Genomic DNA, 14,816 nt, shown 5'->3' with positions numbered 1-14,816 from the left:
CCGCTACCGTGGTCGAATTTTGCACCGCCGATCTCATGACACTAAAGTTTCAGGATCTTCACCCTTGTTCCCGCCTTTAGGGACGGGGCGTGGGGGGGGCGGATGATCAGTGCGCCGGAGTTCGCCAGCAGTGCGAGCATCGAGCTGTCCTGCTTGGGGAAGGGGGTTGCAACAAGACGCCCGTCACGGTCGGCCGTCAGTGTTGCGCGGATGTAGTCCTGCCGCCTGTCGTTTTCGGGCAAGTCTGCGCCGAGTTCTGCGTCGTGTTCCGTTTCGGTGTCTGCCGAAAGCCCGAGCATTTGCAGGAGCAGCGGTTTCAGGAACAACAGGCCACAGACGAGGCTGGACACCGGATTGCCCGGCAGCCCAAGCACCTTGGTCCTGCCCAGCCGACCGGCCATCAGCGGTTTGCCGGGGCGCATCGCGATGCGCCAGAAGGCAAGGTCCATGCCTTCCGATCCCAGAACCTGCTGGACCAGATCATGGTCGCCGACCGATGCGCCGCCAAGCGTCACCAGAATATCCGCGTCCGCTTCGATCGCCTTGCGGACATGGTTGGCGAGGTCGACCGGGTTGTCTCTGGAAATGCCGAGGTCGAGTGGCTGGCCGCCGCAATCCTCGACCAGTCCGGCAATGCCTGCATGGTTGGAGGCGATGATCTGGTCGGGGCCGGGGGACCCGCCGGGAGGAACAAGTTCGTCCCCGGTTGCAAGGATCGCCACGACCGGCTTGCGCCGGACCGGCAAGGCCGCGTGGTTCATGGCGGCAGCCAGTGCTAGGTCGCGGTAATTCAGACGCCGCGGTGCCTTCAAAAGCACTTCGCCGGTCTTGAAATCAAGACCGGCCGGGCGGACATAAGCGGCAAGGGCAGGCTGTTCCAGTGCGGTGACACGGTCGCCCGTGCGGGTCGTGTTTTCCTGAATGAGGATTGTGTCGGTCCCGCCGGGAACCGGAGCTCCTGTGAAAATCCGAACTGCCTGACCGGCGGCGACCTGCCCGGAAAATCCGTGGCCTGCGGGTGCTTCGCCGATCACGTCCAGTTCTGCCGGGCAGGTGTCGAGGTCTGCATGGCGGACGGCATATCCGTCCATGGCGGAGGCGGCAAAGGGCGGCTGGGTGCGGGTGGAGGCGATGTCCCCGGAAAGAACCCGCCCGTTCGCATGGGCGAGCGGAACGGACTCGGCACCTGTCGCGTCCACACCGTCAAGCAGGCGCTCAAGCGCTTCGCTGACCGGCATCAAACCGGTTGATTTTTCCCCGTCCGCCATATTGTCAGGTCCCTCCGGTGCCGCTATCGGCGGCGGTCCAGTGCCCGGACTTGCCCCCGGCCTTTTCGATCAGCCGGATATCGCCGATCACCATGCCCCGGTCGACCGCCTTGGCCATGTCGTAAATCGTCAGGCAGGCGAGGGAGCAGGCGGTGAGTGCCTCCATTTCGACGCCGGTCTGACCGGAGACCTTTGTGGTTGCAGTGACGCGCAGGCCCGGAAGCTTATCGTCCGGCTCCACCTCGACATGCACTTTGGAGAGCATCAGCGGATGGCACAGGGGGATCAGTTCATGGGTGCGTTTGGCCGCCATGATCCCGGCGATGCGGGCGATCCCGATGACATCGCCCTTCTTGGCATTGCCGGAGCGGATCAGCTCAAGGGTTTCGGGCCGCATGGTGACGGTTCCGCTGGCAATCGCGACCCGAGAGGTGACGGATTTTTCCGACACGTCCACCATGTTGGCCGCGCCGGTTTCGTCCAGATGGGTCAGTTTATCGCCGGTACCGGGCATGTCGGGTCCTGTGGTCAGGCTTTGAAAGGGGCGTTTTCGCGGGCCAGGAGTGCCTTGGTCGCGGCCGTCACATCCTCTTGCCGCATCAGGCTTTCCCCGACGAGGAAAGTCGAAATCCCAACCTTCGACATCCGGGTAAGGTCCGCCGGTGTGAACAGACCCGATTCGCCCACCACAATACGCTCTGCCGGAACTTGTTGTGCGAGGATCTCGCTGGTCTCCAGAGAGGTCTCGAATGTCTTCAGATTGCGGTTGTTGATCCCGACAAGAGGGGAGGTGAGCTTCAGCGCTCTCTCAAGCTCTTCCTCATTGTGAACTTCCAGCAGAACATCCATCCCCAGGCCGAAGGCGGTCTCTTCCAGAGCCCTGGCAGTCGTGTCATCGACGGCTGCCAGAATGATCAGGATGCAATCGGCCCCCCACGCACGGGCCTCGAAGACCTGATAGGTGTCATAGAGAAAGTCCTTGCGCAGTGCGGGCAGGGACACTGCATCGCGTGCCGCGCCGAGATAGTCCGGCTTTCCCTGAAAACTGGGCGCATCGGTGAGGACCGAAAGACATGCGGCACCACCCGCCTCATAGGCCTTCGCAAGCGCGGGCGGGTCAAAGTCAGCCCGGATGAGGCCTTTCGACGGGCTCGCCTTCTTGATTTCCGCAATCAGCGCGTAGCCACCAGCGGTGACCCGGCTGGCAATCGCCTTGTGGAAACCGCGCACCGGGGCCGTGTCCCGGATGACCGACTTTAGGTCTTCCAGCGAGGTCCTGGCCTTGGCGGCCTCGATTTCAACGCGTTTGTAGGTTTCGATTTTCTTGAGAATGTCTGCCATGAGGCTTTATCCGTTGGAGGTGGCAACAAGACGCTCAAGGCAACTTGCAGCCTCGCCGCTATCGATGGAGTTTGCCGCAATCGCGACGCCTTCCCTCAGGGTCTCGCATTGGCCTGCCACTATCAGCGATGCGGCCGCGTTAAACAAAACCACATCACGATAGGCGTTTTTCGCACCACTCAGGACCTCGCGCAAGGCGCGCGCGTTTTCGTCCGGCTCCCCGCCCTTGAGGTCGGCGGCATTGGCAACGGGCAAACCGGCATCGTCCGGTGTGATTTCGAAGGAGCGCAAGGTGCCGTCCTTCAGTTCTGTCACGAATGACGGTCCCGTTGTTGTGATTTCATCCATGCCGTCGGAGCCATGGACCACCCAGGCCCGCTCCGATCCCAGTTCCTTCAGGGCTTGCGCGACCGGTTCGACCCAGCGTTTTGCGAAAACGCCGACCATCTGGCGCTTGACGCTTGCAGGATTGGACAGCGGTCCCAGCAGATTGAAAATCGTCCTTGTGCCCATTTCGACGCGGGTCGGGCCCACATGCTTCATTGCCGGATGGTGCAGGGGGGCGAACATGAACCCGATCCCGGCCTGCTGGATGCAGTCCGAGATTTTGGCCGGATCGATATCGATGTTGATGCCGAGCGCTGCGAGCGCCTCGGCGGAACCGGATTTCGACGACAGGGACCGGTTGCCGTGTTTGGCGACCGGAACGCCGCAACCCGCAACGACCAGAGCCGTGCAGGTCGAGATGTTATAGCTGCCCAAGGCGTCCCCGCCCGTGCCGACGATGTCAATCGCACTGGCAGGGGCTGCGACCCGCAGCATTTTTGAACGCATCGTTTCGACCGCGCCGCGCACTTCGTCCGTGCTTTCGCCGCGCACGCGCAGCGCCATCAAAAATCCGCCAAGCTGGGACGGCGTTGCCGCCCCGGACAGAATGATCTCAAAGGCGGCGCGGGCGTCTTCAAAGGAAAGCGGGCCGCCTTCCGCCACCTTGGCGATGTAGGTTTTGAAATTGCTCATGAACCCTGGCCCCGTCAGGTGTTTCCCAGGCCGATGACCTGAGATACGACCGCACTGTTGACTTCGACCCCTGCCGTGTCCTCGATATCGGCCACATACTGGTTGATGAGCGAATCCTGGAGTTGCTGGGCCAACTGCTGGCCGATGGCCCGCACATCCTGGGATTCTGCGAAATAGGCAGGCTGGCCAACATTCGTGACCTTGACCAGCACGCGGCCATTGCCATCGATTGTCGGCACATTCGTCACAAGGCCGTCCGGGCCTGCAAAGATCTGCGACAGGGCACCACTGCTGATGGCCCCTTGCGGAGTGGTGCGGGTCAGGCCGGATTCGGTTTCCACGTCCAAACCGTCACGTTGGGCGATCGTTTGAAGAGATGTCCCGTTCTGAAGCTCCTTGAGCAGCTCGTCCGCGTGGGCGTTCAGGCGCTTTTCTGCTTCCTGCTGCTTCCACGCGGTGATCACTTCGTCACGAACCTCATCAAGGGTGCGGTCCCGGGACGGAATGACCTTTGTTACCTCGTACCAGAGATAACCGTCGCGGCCGATATTGAGCGGATCGTTTTCGATACCGACATCACTGTCAAAAGTACCGGCAATCAGACCGTCTACATCCGGCAGGTCGACAGCCTGGCCAGTCTCGCCCTTTGCGTCCTGATCAAAAGCCGGGGGCGTTGTCAGCGGCAAGGAGAAACGGTCGCTGACTTCCTGGAGCAATGCACCACCGGCGCGGGCATCTTCGATTTCAGTCAGCAGGTCGTGGACTTCCTGTTCGGCTTGATATTGTGCCAGCATTGCCTTGATATCGGCCTTGACCGCATCGAACGGCTGTGTGGTCTCGGGCTGGATCACGGGAACATTGATGATGACCGGCGCGAACCGGCCGTCGATCACACCGCTGGTTTCGCCAGCCTCCATGTTGAAGGCGGCATCTGCGATCGTGTCGTCGAGAAGATCGGCTTTTGCCATCAGCCCGAGATCGACATCGTTGTTGCTCAGGTTCCGTTCCGCCATCAGTTCGTCAAAGGTCGTGCCCCCGGCCAGTTTCGCGGCAGCTGCGTCCGCGTCTTCCTTGCTCTGGAAGGTCATTTGACGAATGTCGCGGCGCTCCGGCTGGAAGTAATCCTGCTTGTTGCGATCATACTCGGCCCGCGCATCCTCGTCGGTAATGTCGCCGGGGCGGGCAAGCATTTGGGGGCTTAGCTCGAGAAGAGCGACCTCCCGGTATTCGGGCGCGCGGAACTGTTCCTTGTGGTCCTCGAAATAAGTCTTCAGCGCCTCTTCGCCCGGTGCTGCGATATCAGAAAGCGGCTCCGGGTTCAGAACGGCGAACTCGACGTCACGCGTCTGGTTCTGGAAATCGAACAGGGCTTCGACATAGGCAGCAGGTGCTGCCATGCGCCCGACGATTGCTTCGGCCAGTTGCTGGCGTTCGGCAAGCTGGCGGCGTTCGATGACATATTCGTCTTCGCTCATGCCGTTGTTGCGCAGGATCAGGGCCAACTGGTTGCGGTCATAGCCGCCGGTCGGTCCCTGAAAAGCCGGGTCGCTCTGGATCTGCCGGGCAAGAGCCTTGTCGGAAACTCCGAGATTGAGCTGGCGGGCCTCCTCGTTCATCGCCGCCTCGGCAATCAGGCGCCCGAGTGTTTGTTGTGGAATTCCGAACTGTGCCCCTTCAGTCGTCGAGAGCGGACGGCCGAGCTGCTGGCCGATCCGGTTCAACTCCTGACGGTAAGCGCGATCAAAGGTCAGCGAGGAGATTTCCGTGCTTCCGACTTTTGCCGCCACGTTACGGCCGAAACCTGTGAAAATGTCGGCAATGCCCCACACGGCAAAACTCAAAACGAGCAGGCCAATCAATATCTTGGCAAACCATGAACCGGCACTCTTGCGCAACGCGTCGAGCATAATGTCTCCCGTATATTCCTGTCAGGCCGGCCTTGCAAACATTCGCCGGTTTCCTTCCGGCACCCTGCCGGAGCGCGCGGATCATAATGACCGGTTCGGCCGCCTGCAAGGCACTGATCTCATGTGCCCTCCGCAATTTGGTCAAAGTTTCTTTCCGGTTCTCCTTGAATCGCGGTATACCCGCCGCCGAATTCGTGTCGAACCGACGGAGGATACATGGCTGCCGCGATCAAACCGCTTGTTGCTGGCAATTGGAAAATGAACGGGCTTCGTGCCAGCGAAGGAGAGTTCAGGAAAATGGTCGAGGGGTCGATCGCCGGTGCGTCCGGTGATTGCGACCTGATGATCTGTCCGCCCGCGACGCTTTTGGCGAGCCTGTCTGCCATTGCTGCGGATGCTCCGTTTTCTGTCGGGGCGCAGGACTGCCATGTGGCGCAGAAGGGCGCCCATACCGGTGACCTGTCGGCAGAAATGCTGAAAGATGCCGGTGCTGCGGCGGTGATCGTCGGCCATTCCGAACGCCGGGCCGATCACGGCGAGACCGATGAAGTGGTTGCGGCCAAGGCGCAGGCGGCCTGGCGTGCCGAGCTTCTCGCCATCATCTGTGTCGGTGAAACCGAAGCCGAGCGCAAGGCAGGTGAGGCTGTTGCCGTGGTGGCCCGGCAAATCGCGGGTTCCGTGCCGGATGGGGCGACTGCAGAGAACACGGTGATTGCCTATGAGCCGGTCTGGGCGATCGGTACCGGCTTGACGCCGACGCCCGGTGATGTCGCGGATATTCACAAGAGTGTTCGCGAGGAGCTGGTCCAGCGCTTTGGCGCGGAAGGTGAGTCCATGCGCATTCTCTATGGCGGTTCGGTGAAGCCGTCCAATGCGGTGGAACTGCTGACGGTGGCGAATGTGAACGGCGCCCTTGTCGGTGGCGCCAGCTTGAAAGCGGAAGATTTTCTCGGGATCACAGCAGCTTATTCATAAGAGTCTCGACATCTGTGGCGGGAAACCCACATCTGAAGGGTGGAAAGGCCGGCAAGAGTGGTGTAGAAGGCCGCAAAACTTGAACAACAAGACTGGCAGTCGATGGAAACCGTAGTCATCGTAATCCACCTGATGGTCGTATTGGCCCTGGTGCTCGTGGTACTTTTGCAACGTTCCGAAGGCGGTGCCCTTGGCATCGGCGGCGGCGGTGGCGGCGGATTCATGTCGAGCCGCGGTACAGCCAATGTCCTGACCCGCGTGACGGCCATTCTGGCCGTGTGCTTCTTCGTGACCTCGCTTGCCTTGAGCCTGATTGCGAAACATTCGGACCGCCCATCGTCGGTTCTTGATTCGGTTCCGACCACAACGGAGCAGTCCGCTCCGGCCCCGACCACCGGGGAAGGCAACGGAATCCTGAACCAGCTGCGCCAGCAGAGCGATCAACCTTCCGGACCACAAGTCCCGGCTGCCCAGTAACTGGGGAGCCTCTCGGGCCAGGTGCCCGGTTCACCAACATTAATGCCCTGCGCCGTCATCGCGGGGCATTTTTATGTGCTTAATGAAAACTCCCGGTGGTCATCAGATCATCGGCAAGGATATGGTATTGCTCCATGGCGCGATACATTTTCATCACAGGCGGCGTGGTTTCCTCGCTGGGAAAAGGTCTTGCATCAGCAGCGCTTGGCGCATTGCTGCAGGCCCGTGGATACAAGGTCCGGCTTCGCAAGCTCGACCCCTACCTGAACGTCGATCCGGGCACGATGAGCCCGTATCAGCATGGCGAGGTCTTCGTCACCGATGACGGTGCCGAAACCGATCTCGATCTCGGACACTACGAGCGGTTCACCGGCCGTCCGGCCAACAAGCAGGACAACATCACCACTGGCCGGATTTATCAGGAAATCATCGCCAAGGAACGCCGCGGCGATTACCTCGGCGGGACCGTTCAGGTCATTCCCCACGTCACGGATGCGATCAAGAATTTCGTTCTTGAAGGCAACGAGGATTTCGACTTCGTGCTGACCGAAATCGGCGGTACAGTCGGGGATATCGAGGCGCTGCCGTTCTTCGAAGCGATTCGCCAGCTCGGCAATGATCTTCCGCGCGGCGATGCGGTCTATGTGCATCTGACCCTGATGCCGTACATCCCGAGTGCTGGGGAAATGAAAACGAAGCCGACACAGCATTCGGTCAAGGAGTTGCGCTCCATCGGTATCCAGCCGGATATCCTGATGATCCGCTGCGACCGGCAGATCCCGGAGACTGAAAAGCGCAAGCTGTCGCTGTTCTGTAACGTGCGCGAAAGTGCCGTGATTCCGGCCTATGACGTCAAGTCGATCTACGATGTTCCGATTGCCTATCACAAGGAAGGTCTGGACAACGAGGTTCTGGCGGCGTTCGGCATCAAGGGCGCTCCGGCACCGGTTCTCGACCGCTGGGAAGGTATCCAGCAGCGGGTCGCCAATCCGGAAGGCGAAGTCACCATCGCCATTGTCGGCAAGTACACGGTCCTGAAGGATGCCTACAAGTCGCTGATCGAAGCCCTGATGCACGGCGGCATTGCCAATCAGGTCAAGGTCAATCTGGAATGGATTGAATCGGAAGTCTTCGAAAAGGAAGACCCTAGTCCCTATCTGGAAGGCGTGCACGGCATTCTCGTGCCCGGCGGTTTTGGTGAGCGTGGCGCTGAGGGCAAGATTGCAGCAGCGACTTTCGCCCGTACCCACAACGTTCCGTATTTCGGCATCTGTTTCGGCATGCAGATGGCGGTCCTTGAAGCTGCCCGTAATCTGGCCGGCATTGAGCAGGCCAGCTCCACGGAGTTTGGGCCCGCAGAAGAACCGGTCGTCGGCCTGATGACCGAATGGACCCGCGGCAACGAACGGGAAGTGCGCGGCGAAAACGACGATCTCGGCGGCACCATGCGCCTTGGCGCGTATCCGGCGGCCCTGAAGCAGGGGTCCAGAATTGCGGAAATCTACGGCTCCAGCGAGATCAGCGAGCGCCACCGCCACCGCTACGAGGTCAATATCGGCTATCGGAAAAAGCTCGAGGATTGCGGCCTGGTCTTTGCCGGAACGTCACCGGACGGTGTTTTGCCTGAAACCGTCGAGATCACGGGCCACCCGTGGTATATCGGCGTTCAGTATCATCCGGAACTGAAGTCGCGTCCGTTCGAACCGCATCCGCTGTTCGCATCCTTCGTTGAGGCGGCGGTCAAACAGAGCCGCCTCGTCTAAAACGCCGGTCTGGGGAGTGGAACATGGTACGCGGGCTTGATCATATCGTTGTTGCGGTCAATGACCTGGATGCAGCCGCAGAAGCCTGGGAAGATCTCGGCTTTACGGTCACACCGCGTGCCTTGCATCCCTGGGGAACTGCCAACCGGCTGGTGCAACTCGACGGCTTTTTCGTCGAGTTGCTCACAGTCGCGGATGCAGAAAAGATCGAGCCATTAGGCGGCCGTTCTTTCTCGTTCGGTGGCTTCAACCGGGAGTTCCTGAAAAGGCACGAGGGCGGCTCGATGCTGGTTCTGGAAAGCCGGGATCCGGCTTCCGACCGGTCCGGCTTCGAACGGCTCGGACTGACTGTTTACGAACCGTTTTCGTTTGAACGCCAGGCAACCTTTTCCGATGGGGCAAGCGTGACAGTGGGGTTTGATCTGACCTTCGTCGGTGATCCGGCAGCGCCCAACCTCGGCTTTTTCACATGTTACAACCGCTATCCGGAGGTGTTCTGGCGCAAGGAAGCGCAGATTCATCCGAACGGCGCAAAGGCTGTCGACCATGTTATCATGGTCGCAAACGACCCGTCCGATCATCACGAGTTCCTGGGCGGCTTTACCGGACAGCGTGAAATGCGGGCCACCAGCCTTGGGCTGGAAGTGAAAACGCCGCGCGGAACGATCACGGTCCTGTCACCGGTGGCCTATGAAAAACTGGTCGGCCAGCCTGCGCCGAAAGACCGCCCTGCGCTGGCAGCCCTTGCGATCGGCTGCGAGGGAATCGATTCGCGCCATGTTATCGCCGCAGACCAGCTCAACGGTTTGTCGGTTATTCTGGAGCCTTTGAAAAAGGGCTAAATCCTCTGAAATTCCCTTGAATATACGTGTTTTCGGCGTTTGCCAGCAAAGACCCGGCCCGGCTTAACCGGCGCCGGTACGCTGACGTGTGCGTATAAGGCCTTGTTGTCGCACCGGAACTACGGCTAGGGTGAAGCCGGGTTAACAGTTGTTCATGCCAACTGACTGTCCGGAGCTTCGAAAATGCCTCATTTCGCCGACCGTGTTCCCCGCTTTGTCCGCTATGCAGCGGCCGCGGGTCTTTTGTTTGCAAGCACCGCTTGCAGTGACGATAGCAGCAAGCAGGGGTCGGCAGAAGCGCCTCCGCCATCCGTCAGCGTTGCGGCCGCCTTCGACAAGGAAATCCAGCAAAGCGCAACGTTCGTTGGCCAGATCGCGGCCGTGGACGAGGTCGATCTTGTGGCGAGGGTCAGCGGTTTTCTTGAGAAGAAGGATGTGCAGGACGGCGCCCGGGTCAAACAGGGACAGCTGATCTTTCAGATCGAGAAGGATGAATACGAGGCTGCCCTTGAAAAGGCGAAGGCCGATCTGGCCAGTGCCAAGGCCGATGCCGCGTTGAAAGCGGCCGATGAAAAGCGGGACAAGGACCTGTTTGAAAAGGGCCACGTTTCGGAGGCGGCCTATGAGGCGACACAAGCGCAGAAAGAGCAGGCCGACGCCTCGGTGATGGCAGCAGACTCGGCCCTTAAGCAGGCTGAGCTCAATTTGAGCTACACCGACATCAAGGCACCGTTTTCCGGACGGATCGGCAAGACCACATACAGCGTCGGTGAGCTCGTCGGGCCGTCAACAGAATCGCTTGCGCGGCTGATCCAGCTGGCGCCGGTATATGTGAATTTCTCGGTGAGTGAATCCGAGTATCTCAATGCGGTTCAGCAGCACAATATCGACCCGTCGGATCTGACGGCGGAAAACTCTCCGAAGCTGAGCCTTATCCTCCCCAATGGGGAAAAATACGGCGAAAACGGCGTACTGGTCTTCATTGACAACCGCGTGGATCCGGAAACCGGAACAATTTCACTTCGCGGCGAGTTCAAGAACGCGAATGACGAACTTGTCTCGGGCACCTATGTCAGCGTGATCATCGAGTCTCCCACACAGACAAAAGCTTTGCTGGTTCCTCAGGCTGCGATCCAGAGAGACCAGAGAGGGGCCTTTGTTCTTTTGGTCAATGACCAGCAGACCGTGGAACAGCGCTATGTCGAACTCGGCGAGGTGGTTGGGCCGGACTATGTCGTCAAAAAGGGGCTGCAATCCGGAGAATCGGTGATTGTGCAGGGCCTGCAGAAAGTGCGGCCCGGTGTGCCGGTGAATGCGGTTCTGGCCAACCAGCCGGAGGGACAGAGCTAGCATGTTTTCAAAGTTTTTTATCTACCGGCCAAAATTCGCGCTGGTTATTTCTCTAGTCATTACGATTGCCGGTATTCTTGGTTACGCTGCACTTCCGGTCGAACAGTTTCCCGATATTACCCCGCCGGTCGTGAATGTTTCGGCGACCTATACCGGCGCGAATGCCGAAGTTCTGGAAGAAACGGTGGCCGCGCCGATTGAGGCGCAGGTCAATGGTGTTAGCGACATGATTTACATGTCGTCCAACAGCTCCGATAGCGGCAACTACTCGCTGGATGTCACCTTTCTGGTCGGAACCGACCCGGACATCGCCACCGTGAACGTCCAGAACCGGGTCAGTCAGGCAACAAGCCAGCTGCCAAGCGAAGTGACTTCAAATGGCGTGACGGTCGAAAAATCCAGCACCAACATGCTGCTGGTCGTGACCCTCTACTCGCCCAAGGGCACGTATGACGAGGTGTTCCTGTCGAATTATGCCTCGATCAACCTCCAGGATTCCCTGGCACGTGTGCAAGGCGTCGGCAAGGCGGATGTTCTGACCGATTTTGCCTATGCCATGCGCGTCTGGCTTGATCCGAACAGGCTCACAAGCCTTGGCATGACACCGTCCGACTTCATCGCGGCGATCCAGGACCAGAACGTTCAGGTGGCGGCTGGTGCAATCGGTTCGCCCCCCGTTCCGCCTGGACAGCAGTTTCAGTATACCATCAAGGCGCTGGGGCGATTGTCGACGGCTGAAGAGTTCGAGAACATTGTTCTGCGAACCGGTCAGGACGGCGCAATTGTAACGATTGGAGACGTCGCGCGCGTGGATCGCGGGGCGCAGTTCTATGATGCCAGCGGGGAGTATAATGGCCAGCCGGCGACTGTTCTCGCCATTTATCAGGCACCGGGCGCAAACGCGCTTCAGGTGGCGGAAGGCGTGCTGGCGCGGCTGGAAGAGCTGTCAAAGGCGTTTCCCGAGGATGTCGCATATTCGGTTCCGTTCAACACCACGGACTTTGTCGAGCAGTCGCTGAACGATGTGATTGAAACCCTGTTCATCACCTTCATTCTTGTGGTGACGGTGGTGTTCATCTTTTTGGGAAACTGGCGGGCGACCATCATTCCGACTGTTGCCATTCCGGTATCCCTGATCGGGACATTCGCGATCCTTTTGGGGCTCGGAATGTCGCTCAACACCATCTCTTTGTTCGCACTTGTTCTCGCGATCGGCATCGTGGTGGATGACGCGATTGTCGTCGTGGAGAATGTCGAGCGCATTATCGCGGAGGAGGGGCTTCCGCCCAAGGAGGCGACGGCCAAGGCGATGGAACAGATCACCGGCCCGGTGATCGCAACGACCCTTGTGCTTCTGGCTGTGTTTGTGCCGACAGTGTTCATGCCCGGGATCACGGGCAGGCTCTATTCCCAGTTCGCGGCCACGATATCCTTCGCGGTGATCATTTCCTCGATCAATGCGCTGACCTTGTCACCGGCGCTCTGCGGTCTGGTGTTGCGGCCGCGCAAGGGGCCGCCGAAAGGTGTGCTGGCGATCTTCGAGAAAGGCATCAGCGGAATCCGGAGCGGCTATACAAGTCTGATCCGCCGTTTGGTCCGGATCTCGGTCCTCAGTCTGGTGGTGGTAGCCGGTGTCATCGCATCGATCGTGTTCCTGAGCGAACGATTGCCGCAGGGTTTTCTGCCGCTCGAGGATCAAGGCTATCTGATGGTGGATGTCCAGCTGCCCGACGGTGCGGCACTCGACCGGACCGAAGCCGTGACCGAAGAAGTGGTCAAGATGGTGCAGGCAACGCCGGGTGTCGAAAACGTCACTGTGGTGAACGGTTTCTCCATTCTGAACTCGTCGCTTGCCTCGAATACGGCTCTGGTGATCACCACCATGGAGCCCTGGGACCAACGGCAGGCACCGGATCTCAGGATCAACGCCATTCTGGCAAAGTTCTGGCAGCAGTTCTCGACTATTGCCAGCGCCAACATCATTGCCTTCAATCCGCCTCCGATCCCCGGTCTCGGCACGACAGGCGGCGTCGAAATGAAGGTGCAGCAAACCGGAGGAGGAACCCCGCAGGCCCTTGCTCAGGCCGTAGGGTCGATGGTTTATTCCGCCAATCAGAACCCTTCGATTTCCCAGGCCTATTCGACGTTCCGGGCGAATGTGCCGCAGATTTTTGTTGATCTGGATCGGGACAAGGCCAAGACCCTCGGGATTGATGTGGCGGACGTTTTCCTGACGCTGCAGGCGTATCTTGGATCTTATTATGTGAACGATTTCAACTTGTTCGGACGTGTTTACAAAGTGATGATTCAGGCGGAGGGAGCCTATCGGAACAAGGTCGAAGATATCGCGCAGCTCTATGTACGTTCTGCCAACGGAACCATGGTGCCGCTCAGAACCCTGATCACTACGGAAAACACGCTCGGGCCGCAGACCCTCAACCGGTACAACATGTTCCGCTCCGCGTCCGTGAATGCGGAGCCGGCGCAGGGGGCGTCGACCGGTGTGGTCATGAATGCCATTCAGTCTGCTGCCACCGAGGCATTGCCCCCGGGCTATACCTATGAGTGGACCGGAACCGCACTTCAGCAACAAGGTGCCGGGGCGGTGGTTGTGTTCGTTCTTCTGCTCGCAATCCTGTTCGCCTATCTGTTTCTGGTCGCGCAATACGAAAGCTGGACCATGCCGATCGCGATCCTGATGTCGGTGACGGTGGCGCTGCTTGGCGCGTTTGTTGCGGTTCTGGTCACGGGAAGCGATGTGAATCTCTATACCCAGATCGGGATGATCATGCTGGTCGGTCTGGGCGCGAAAAACGCGATCCTGATCGTCGAGTTCGCCATGGAACAGCGTGATTCCGGGAAAACGATCCGGGGGGCTGCGGAAGAGGCGGCCCATTTGCGCTTCCGGGCGGTGATGATGACGGCCTTGTCGTTCCTGCTGGGTGTCGTTCCATTGATGACCGCCTCAAGCGCCGGTGCCGCGAGCCAGAAAGCAATCGGGTTCGCCGTTTTCGGGGGCATGTTGTTTGCAACTGTTTTCGGAGTGATCCTGATTCCTGTGCTGTATGTTGTCATGCAGACCATGCGCGAAAAGGTGAAAGCCTTTTTGGGTGGAGAGCCGCAAGCGCCGAAGCCGGGAGATGAGCCACCTGCTGGCGGGGCTACACCGCCGGCAACGGGCTAAACCAGTTCTTGCAGACTGTTGGGCCGGGACTTTTCCGGCCCAAACATCTCGCGGGTATCCCTGGTTCGCGAATTTCTGACAATTTCGCCGGATATACTTCTACCCCGTGGTGACAAATGGGTGTACGGGTGCGTGATGGATCGATTGTGCTGGCAAGTCTTTAACGCAATGGGTGTATGAAATGGAAAATAAATAATTAAAACAATATAATATATAAAAATATTACCATCTGAGTATAGCTATTCTCCTTTGTACGGTCAGCACCAAAAAGGAATGAGTCGATCGCCCGCCAAGGCGACATTTTTCATAGGTGCGCCGCCAATTTCCCCAAACAGGTGGTGAGTGGTAATCTTCTCGTGAAAGTTCGCCGGTAAATGTGAAACCATCGGGTAGACCATCATGGCACGCGAAACCTAGGGCGCGCGAGCTGGCGCAACGCCAGTCCGGGCCCCATGCCGAATCAATGTCCATGACCAAACATCAGCAGCGGTCCGCCGGGGCCGGTGATGGATTTACTGGGCGTTTCCTCAGGAAGCTGTCAGGATGAATGCTTGTCCGAACAACCCATGCCAACCGGCATGGCTGTCATCGCTCGTGGAAGTATCCAGATGGATTTCGGCAGGACCCATGACTTGCGCTCCTGGCCAACAGGAAGTAACCGATGGCAGCTGCCTTGCCGCCGCCCTCGG

11 protein-coding genes are annotated in these 14,816 nt (G+C 59.2%); 6 read left to right on the top strand and 5 right to left on the bottom strand.

What is annotated here, in order from left to right:
• Window positions 1–41: 41 nt before the first annotated feature.
• Genes glp through E1297_RS09495 form a run of 5 tightly spaced genes read right to left on the bottom strand, consistent with a single transcriptional unit; the run spans window position 42 to window position 5,536 of the window.
• On the bottom strand, window positions 42–1,268 hold the full coding sequence (gene glp, locus E1297_RS09515; RefSeq protein WP_155137164.1) for a gephyrin-like molybdotransferase Glp: 1,227 nt from the start codon (window positions 1,266–1,268) through the stop codon (window positions 42–44).
• Window positions 1,269–1,272: 4 nt separating this feature from the next.
• On the bottom strand, window positions 1,273–1,782 hold the full coding sequence (gene moaC, locus E1297_RS09510; RefSeq protein WP_155137161.1) for a cyclic pyranopterin monophosphate synthase MoaC: 510 nt from the start codon (window positions 1,780–1,782) through the stop codon (window positions 1,273–1,275).
• Between the two features lie 14 nt (window positions 1,783–1,796).
• Window positions 1,797–2,609 (bottom strand): indole-3-glycerol phosphate synthase TrpC, encoded by an 813-nt coding sequence (trpC, locus tag E1297_RS09505; protein ID WP_155137158.1) that lies wholly within the window; start codon window positions 2,607–2,609, stop codon window positions 1,797–1,799.
• A gap of 6 nt (window positions 2,610–2,615) precedes the next feature.
• Window positions 2,616–3,629: an anthranilate phosphoribosyltransferase gene (gene trpD, locus E1297_RS09500; protein WP_155137155.1), complete on the bottom strand. Its 1,014-nt coding sequence runs from the start codon at window positions 3,627–3,629 to the stop codon at window positions 2,616–2,618.
• Between the two features lie 14 nt (window positions 3,630–3,643).
• Complete coding sequence (locus E1297_RS09495) at window positions 3,644–5,536, bottom strand: SurA N-terminal domain-containing protein (RefSeq protein WP_155137152.1); 1,893 nt, start codon at window positions 5,534–5,536, stop codon at window positions 3,644–3,646.
• A gap of 216 nt (window positions 5,537–5,752) precedes the next feature.
• Here E1297_RS09495 and tpiA point away from each other — a divergent pair, with 216 nt between their 5' ends.
• The 6 genes from tpiA (at window position 5,753) to E1297_RS09465 (ending at window position 14,127) form a co-directional block, all read left to right on the top strand.
• A complete protein-coding gene (gene tpiA, locus E1297_RS09490) occupies window positions 5,753–6,511 on the top strand; it encodes a triose-phosphate isomerase (RefSeq protein WP_155137149.1) in 759 nt (252 codons plus the stop codon).
• A 102-nt stretch (window positions 6,512–6,613) separates the two neighbouring features.
• Window positions 6,614–6,988: a preprotein translocase subunit SecG gene (secG, locus tag E1297_RS09485; RefSeq protein ID WP_155137144.1), complete on the top strand. Its 375-nt coding sequence runs from the start codon at window positions 6,614–6,616 to the stop codon at window positions 6,986–6,988.
• Between the two features lie 134 nt (window positions 6,989–7,122).
• On the top strand, window positions 7,123–8,751 hold the full coding sequence (locus E1297_RS09480; protein ID WP_155137141.1) for a CTP synthase: 1,629 nt from the start codon (window positions 7,123–7,125) through the stop codon (window positions 8,749–8,751).
• Between the two features lie 23 nt (window positions 8,752–8,774).
• Window positions 8,775–9,593, top strand: coding sequence for a VOC family protein (locus E1297_RS09475; protein ID WP_155137138.1), 819 nt, complete (start codon window positions 8,775–8,777; stop codon window positions 9,591–9,593).
• Between the two features lie 183 nt (window positions 9,594–9,776).
• A complete protein-coding gene (locus E1297_RS09470; RefSeq protein WP_155137135.1) occupies window positions 9,777–10,943 on the top strand; it encodes an efflux RND transporter periplasmic adaptor subunit in 1,167 nt (388 codons plus the stop codon).
• Window position 10,944: 1 nt separating this feature from the next.
• Window positions 10,945–14,127, top strand: a complete 3,183-nt coding sequence (locus E1297_RS09465) for an efflux RND transporter permease subunit (RefSeq protein ID WP_155137132.1) — start codon at window positions 10,945–10,947, stop codon at window positions 14,125–14,127.
• The last annotated feature ends 689 nt before the right edge of the window (window positions 14,128–14,816 follow it).

Source organism: Roseibium sp. RKSG952, assembly GCF_009711355.1.
The sequence above is the reverse complement of the archived record's forward strand: the minus strand, read 5'-3'. Positions and strand labels throughout refer to the sequence as shown.

Bases quoted from the DNA above. Each gene is read 5' to 3' on its own strand.
- E1297_RS09470 (WP_155137135.1), top strand. From the start codon at position 9,777: ATGCCTCATTTCGCCGACCGTGTTCCCCGCTTTGTCCGCTATGCAGCG.
- trpC (WP_155137158.1), bottom strand. From the start codon at position 2,609: ATGGCAGACATTCTCAAGAAAATCGAAACCTACAAACGCGTTGAAATC.
- moaC (WP_155137161.1), bottom strand. From the start codon at position 1,782: ATGCCCGGTACCGGCGATAAACTGACCCATCTGGACGAAACCGGCGCG.
- tpiA (WP_155137149.1), top strand. From the start codon at position 5,753: ATGGCTGCCGCGATCAAACCGCTTGTTGCTGGCAATTGGAAAATGAAC.
- secG (WP_155137144.1), top strand. From the start codon at position 6,614: ATGGAAACCGTAGTCATCGTAATCCACCTGATGGTCGTATTGGCCCTG.
- trpD (WP_155137155.1), bottom strand. From the start codon at position 3,629: ATGAGCAATTTCAAAACCTACATCGCCAAGGTGGCGGAAGGCGGCCCG.
- E1297_RS09480 (WP_155137141.1), top strand. From the start codon at position 7,123: ATGGCGCGATACATTTTCATCACAGGCGGCGTGGTTTCCTCGCTGGGA.
- E1297_RS09465 (WP_155137132.1), top strand. From the start codon at position 10,945: ATGTTTTCAAAGTTTTTTATCTACCGGCCAAAATTCGCGCTGGTTATT.
- E1297_RS09475 (WP_155137138.1), top strand. From the start codon at position 8,775: ATGGTACGCGGGCTTGATCATATCGTTGTTGCGGTCAATGACCTGGAT.
- E1297_RS09495 (WP_155137152.1), bottom strand. From the start codon at position 5,536: ATGCTCGACGCGTTGCGCAAGAGTGCCGGTTCATGGTTTGCCAAGATA.
- glp (WP_155137164.1), bottom strand. From the start codon at position 1,268: ATGGCGGACGGGGAAAAATCAACCGGTTTGATGCCGGTCAGCGAAGCG.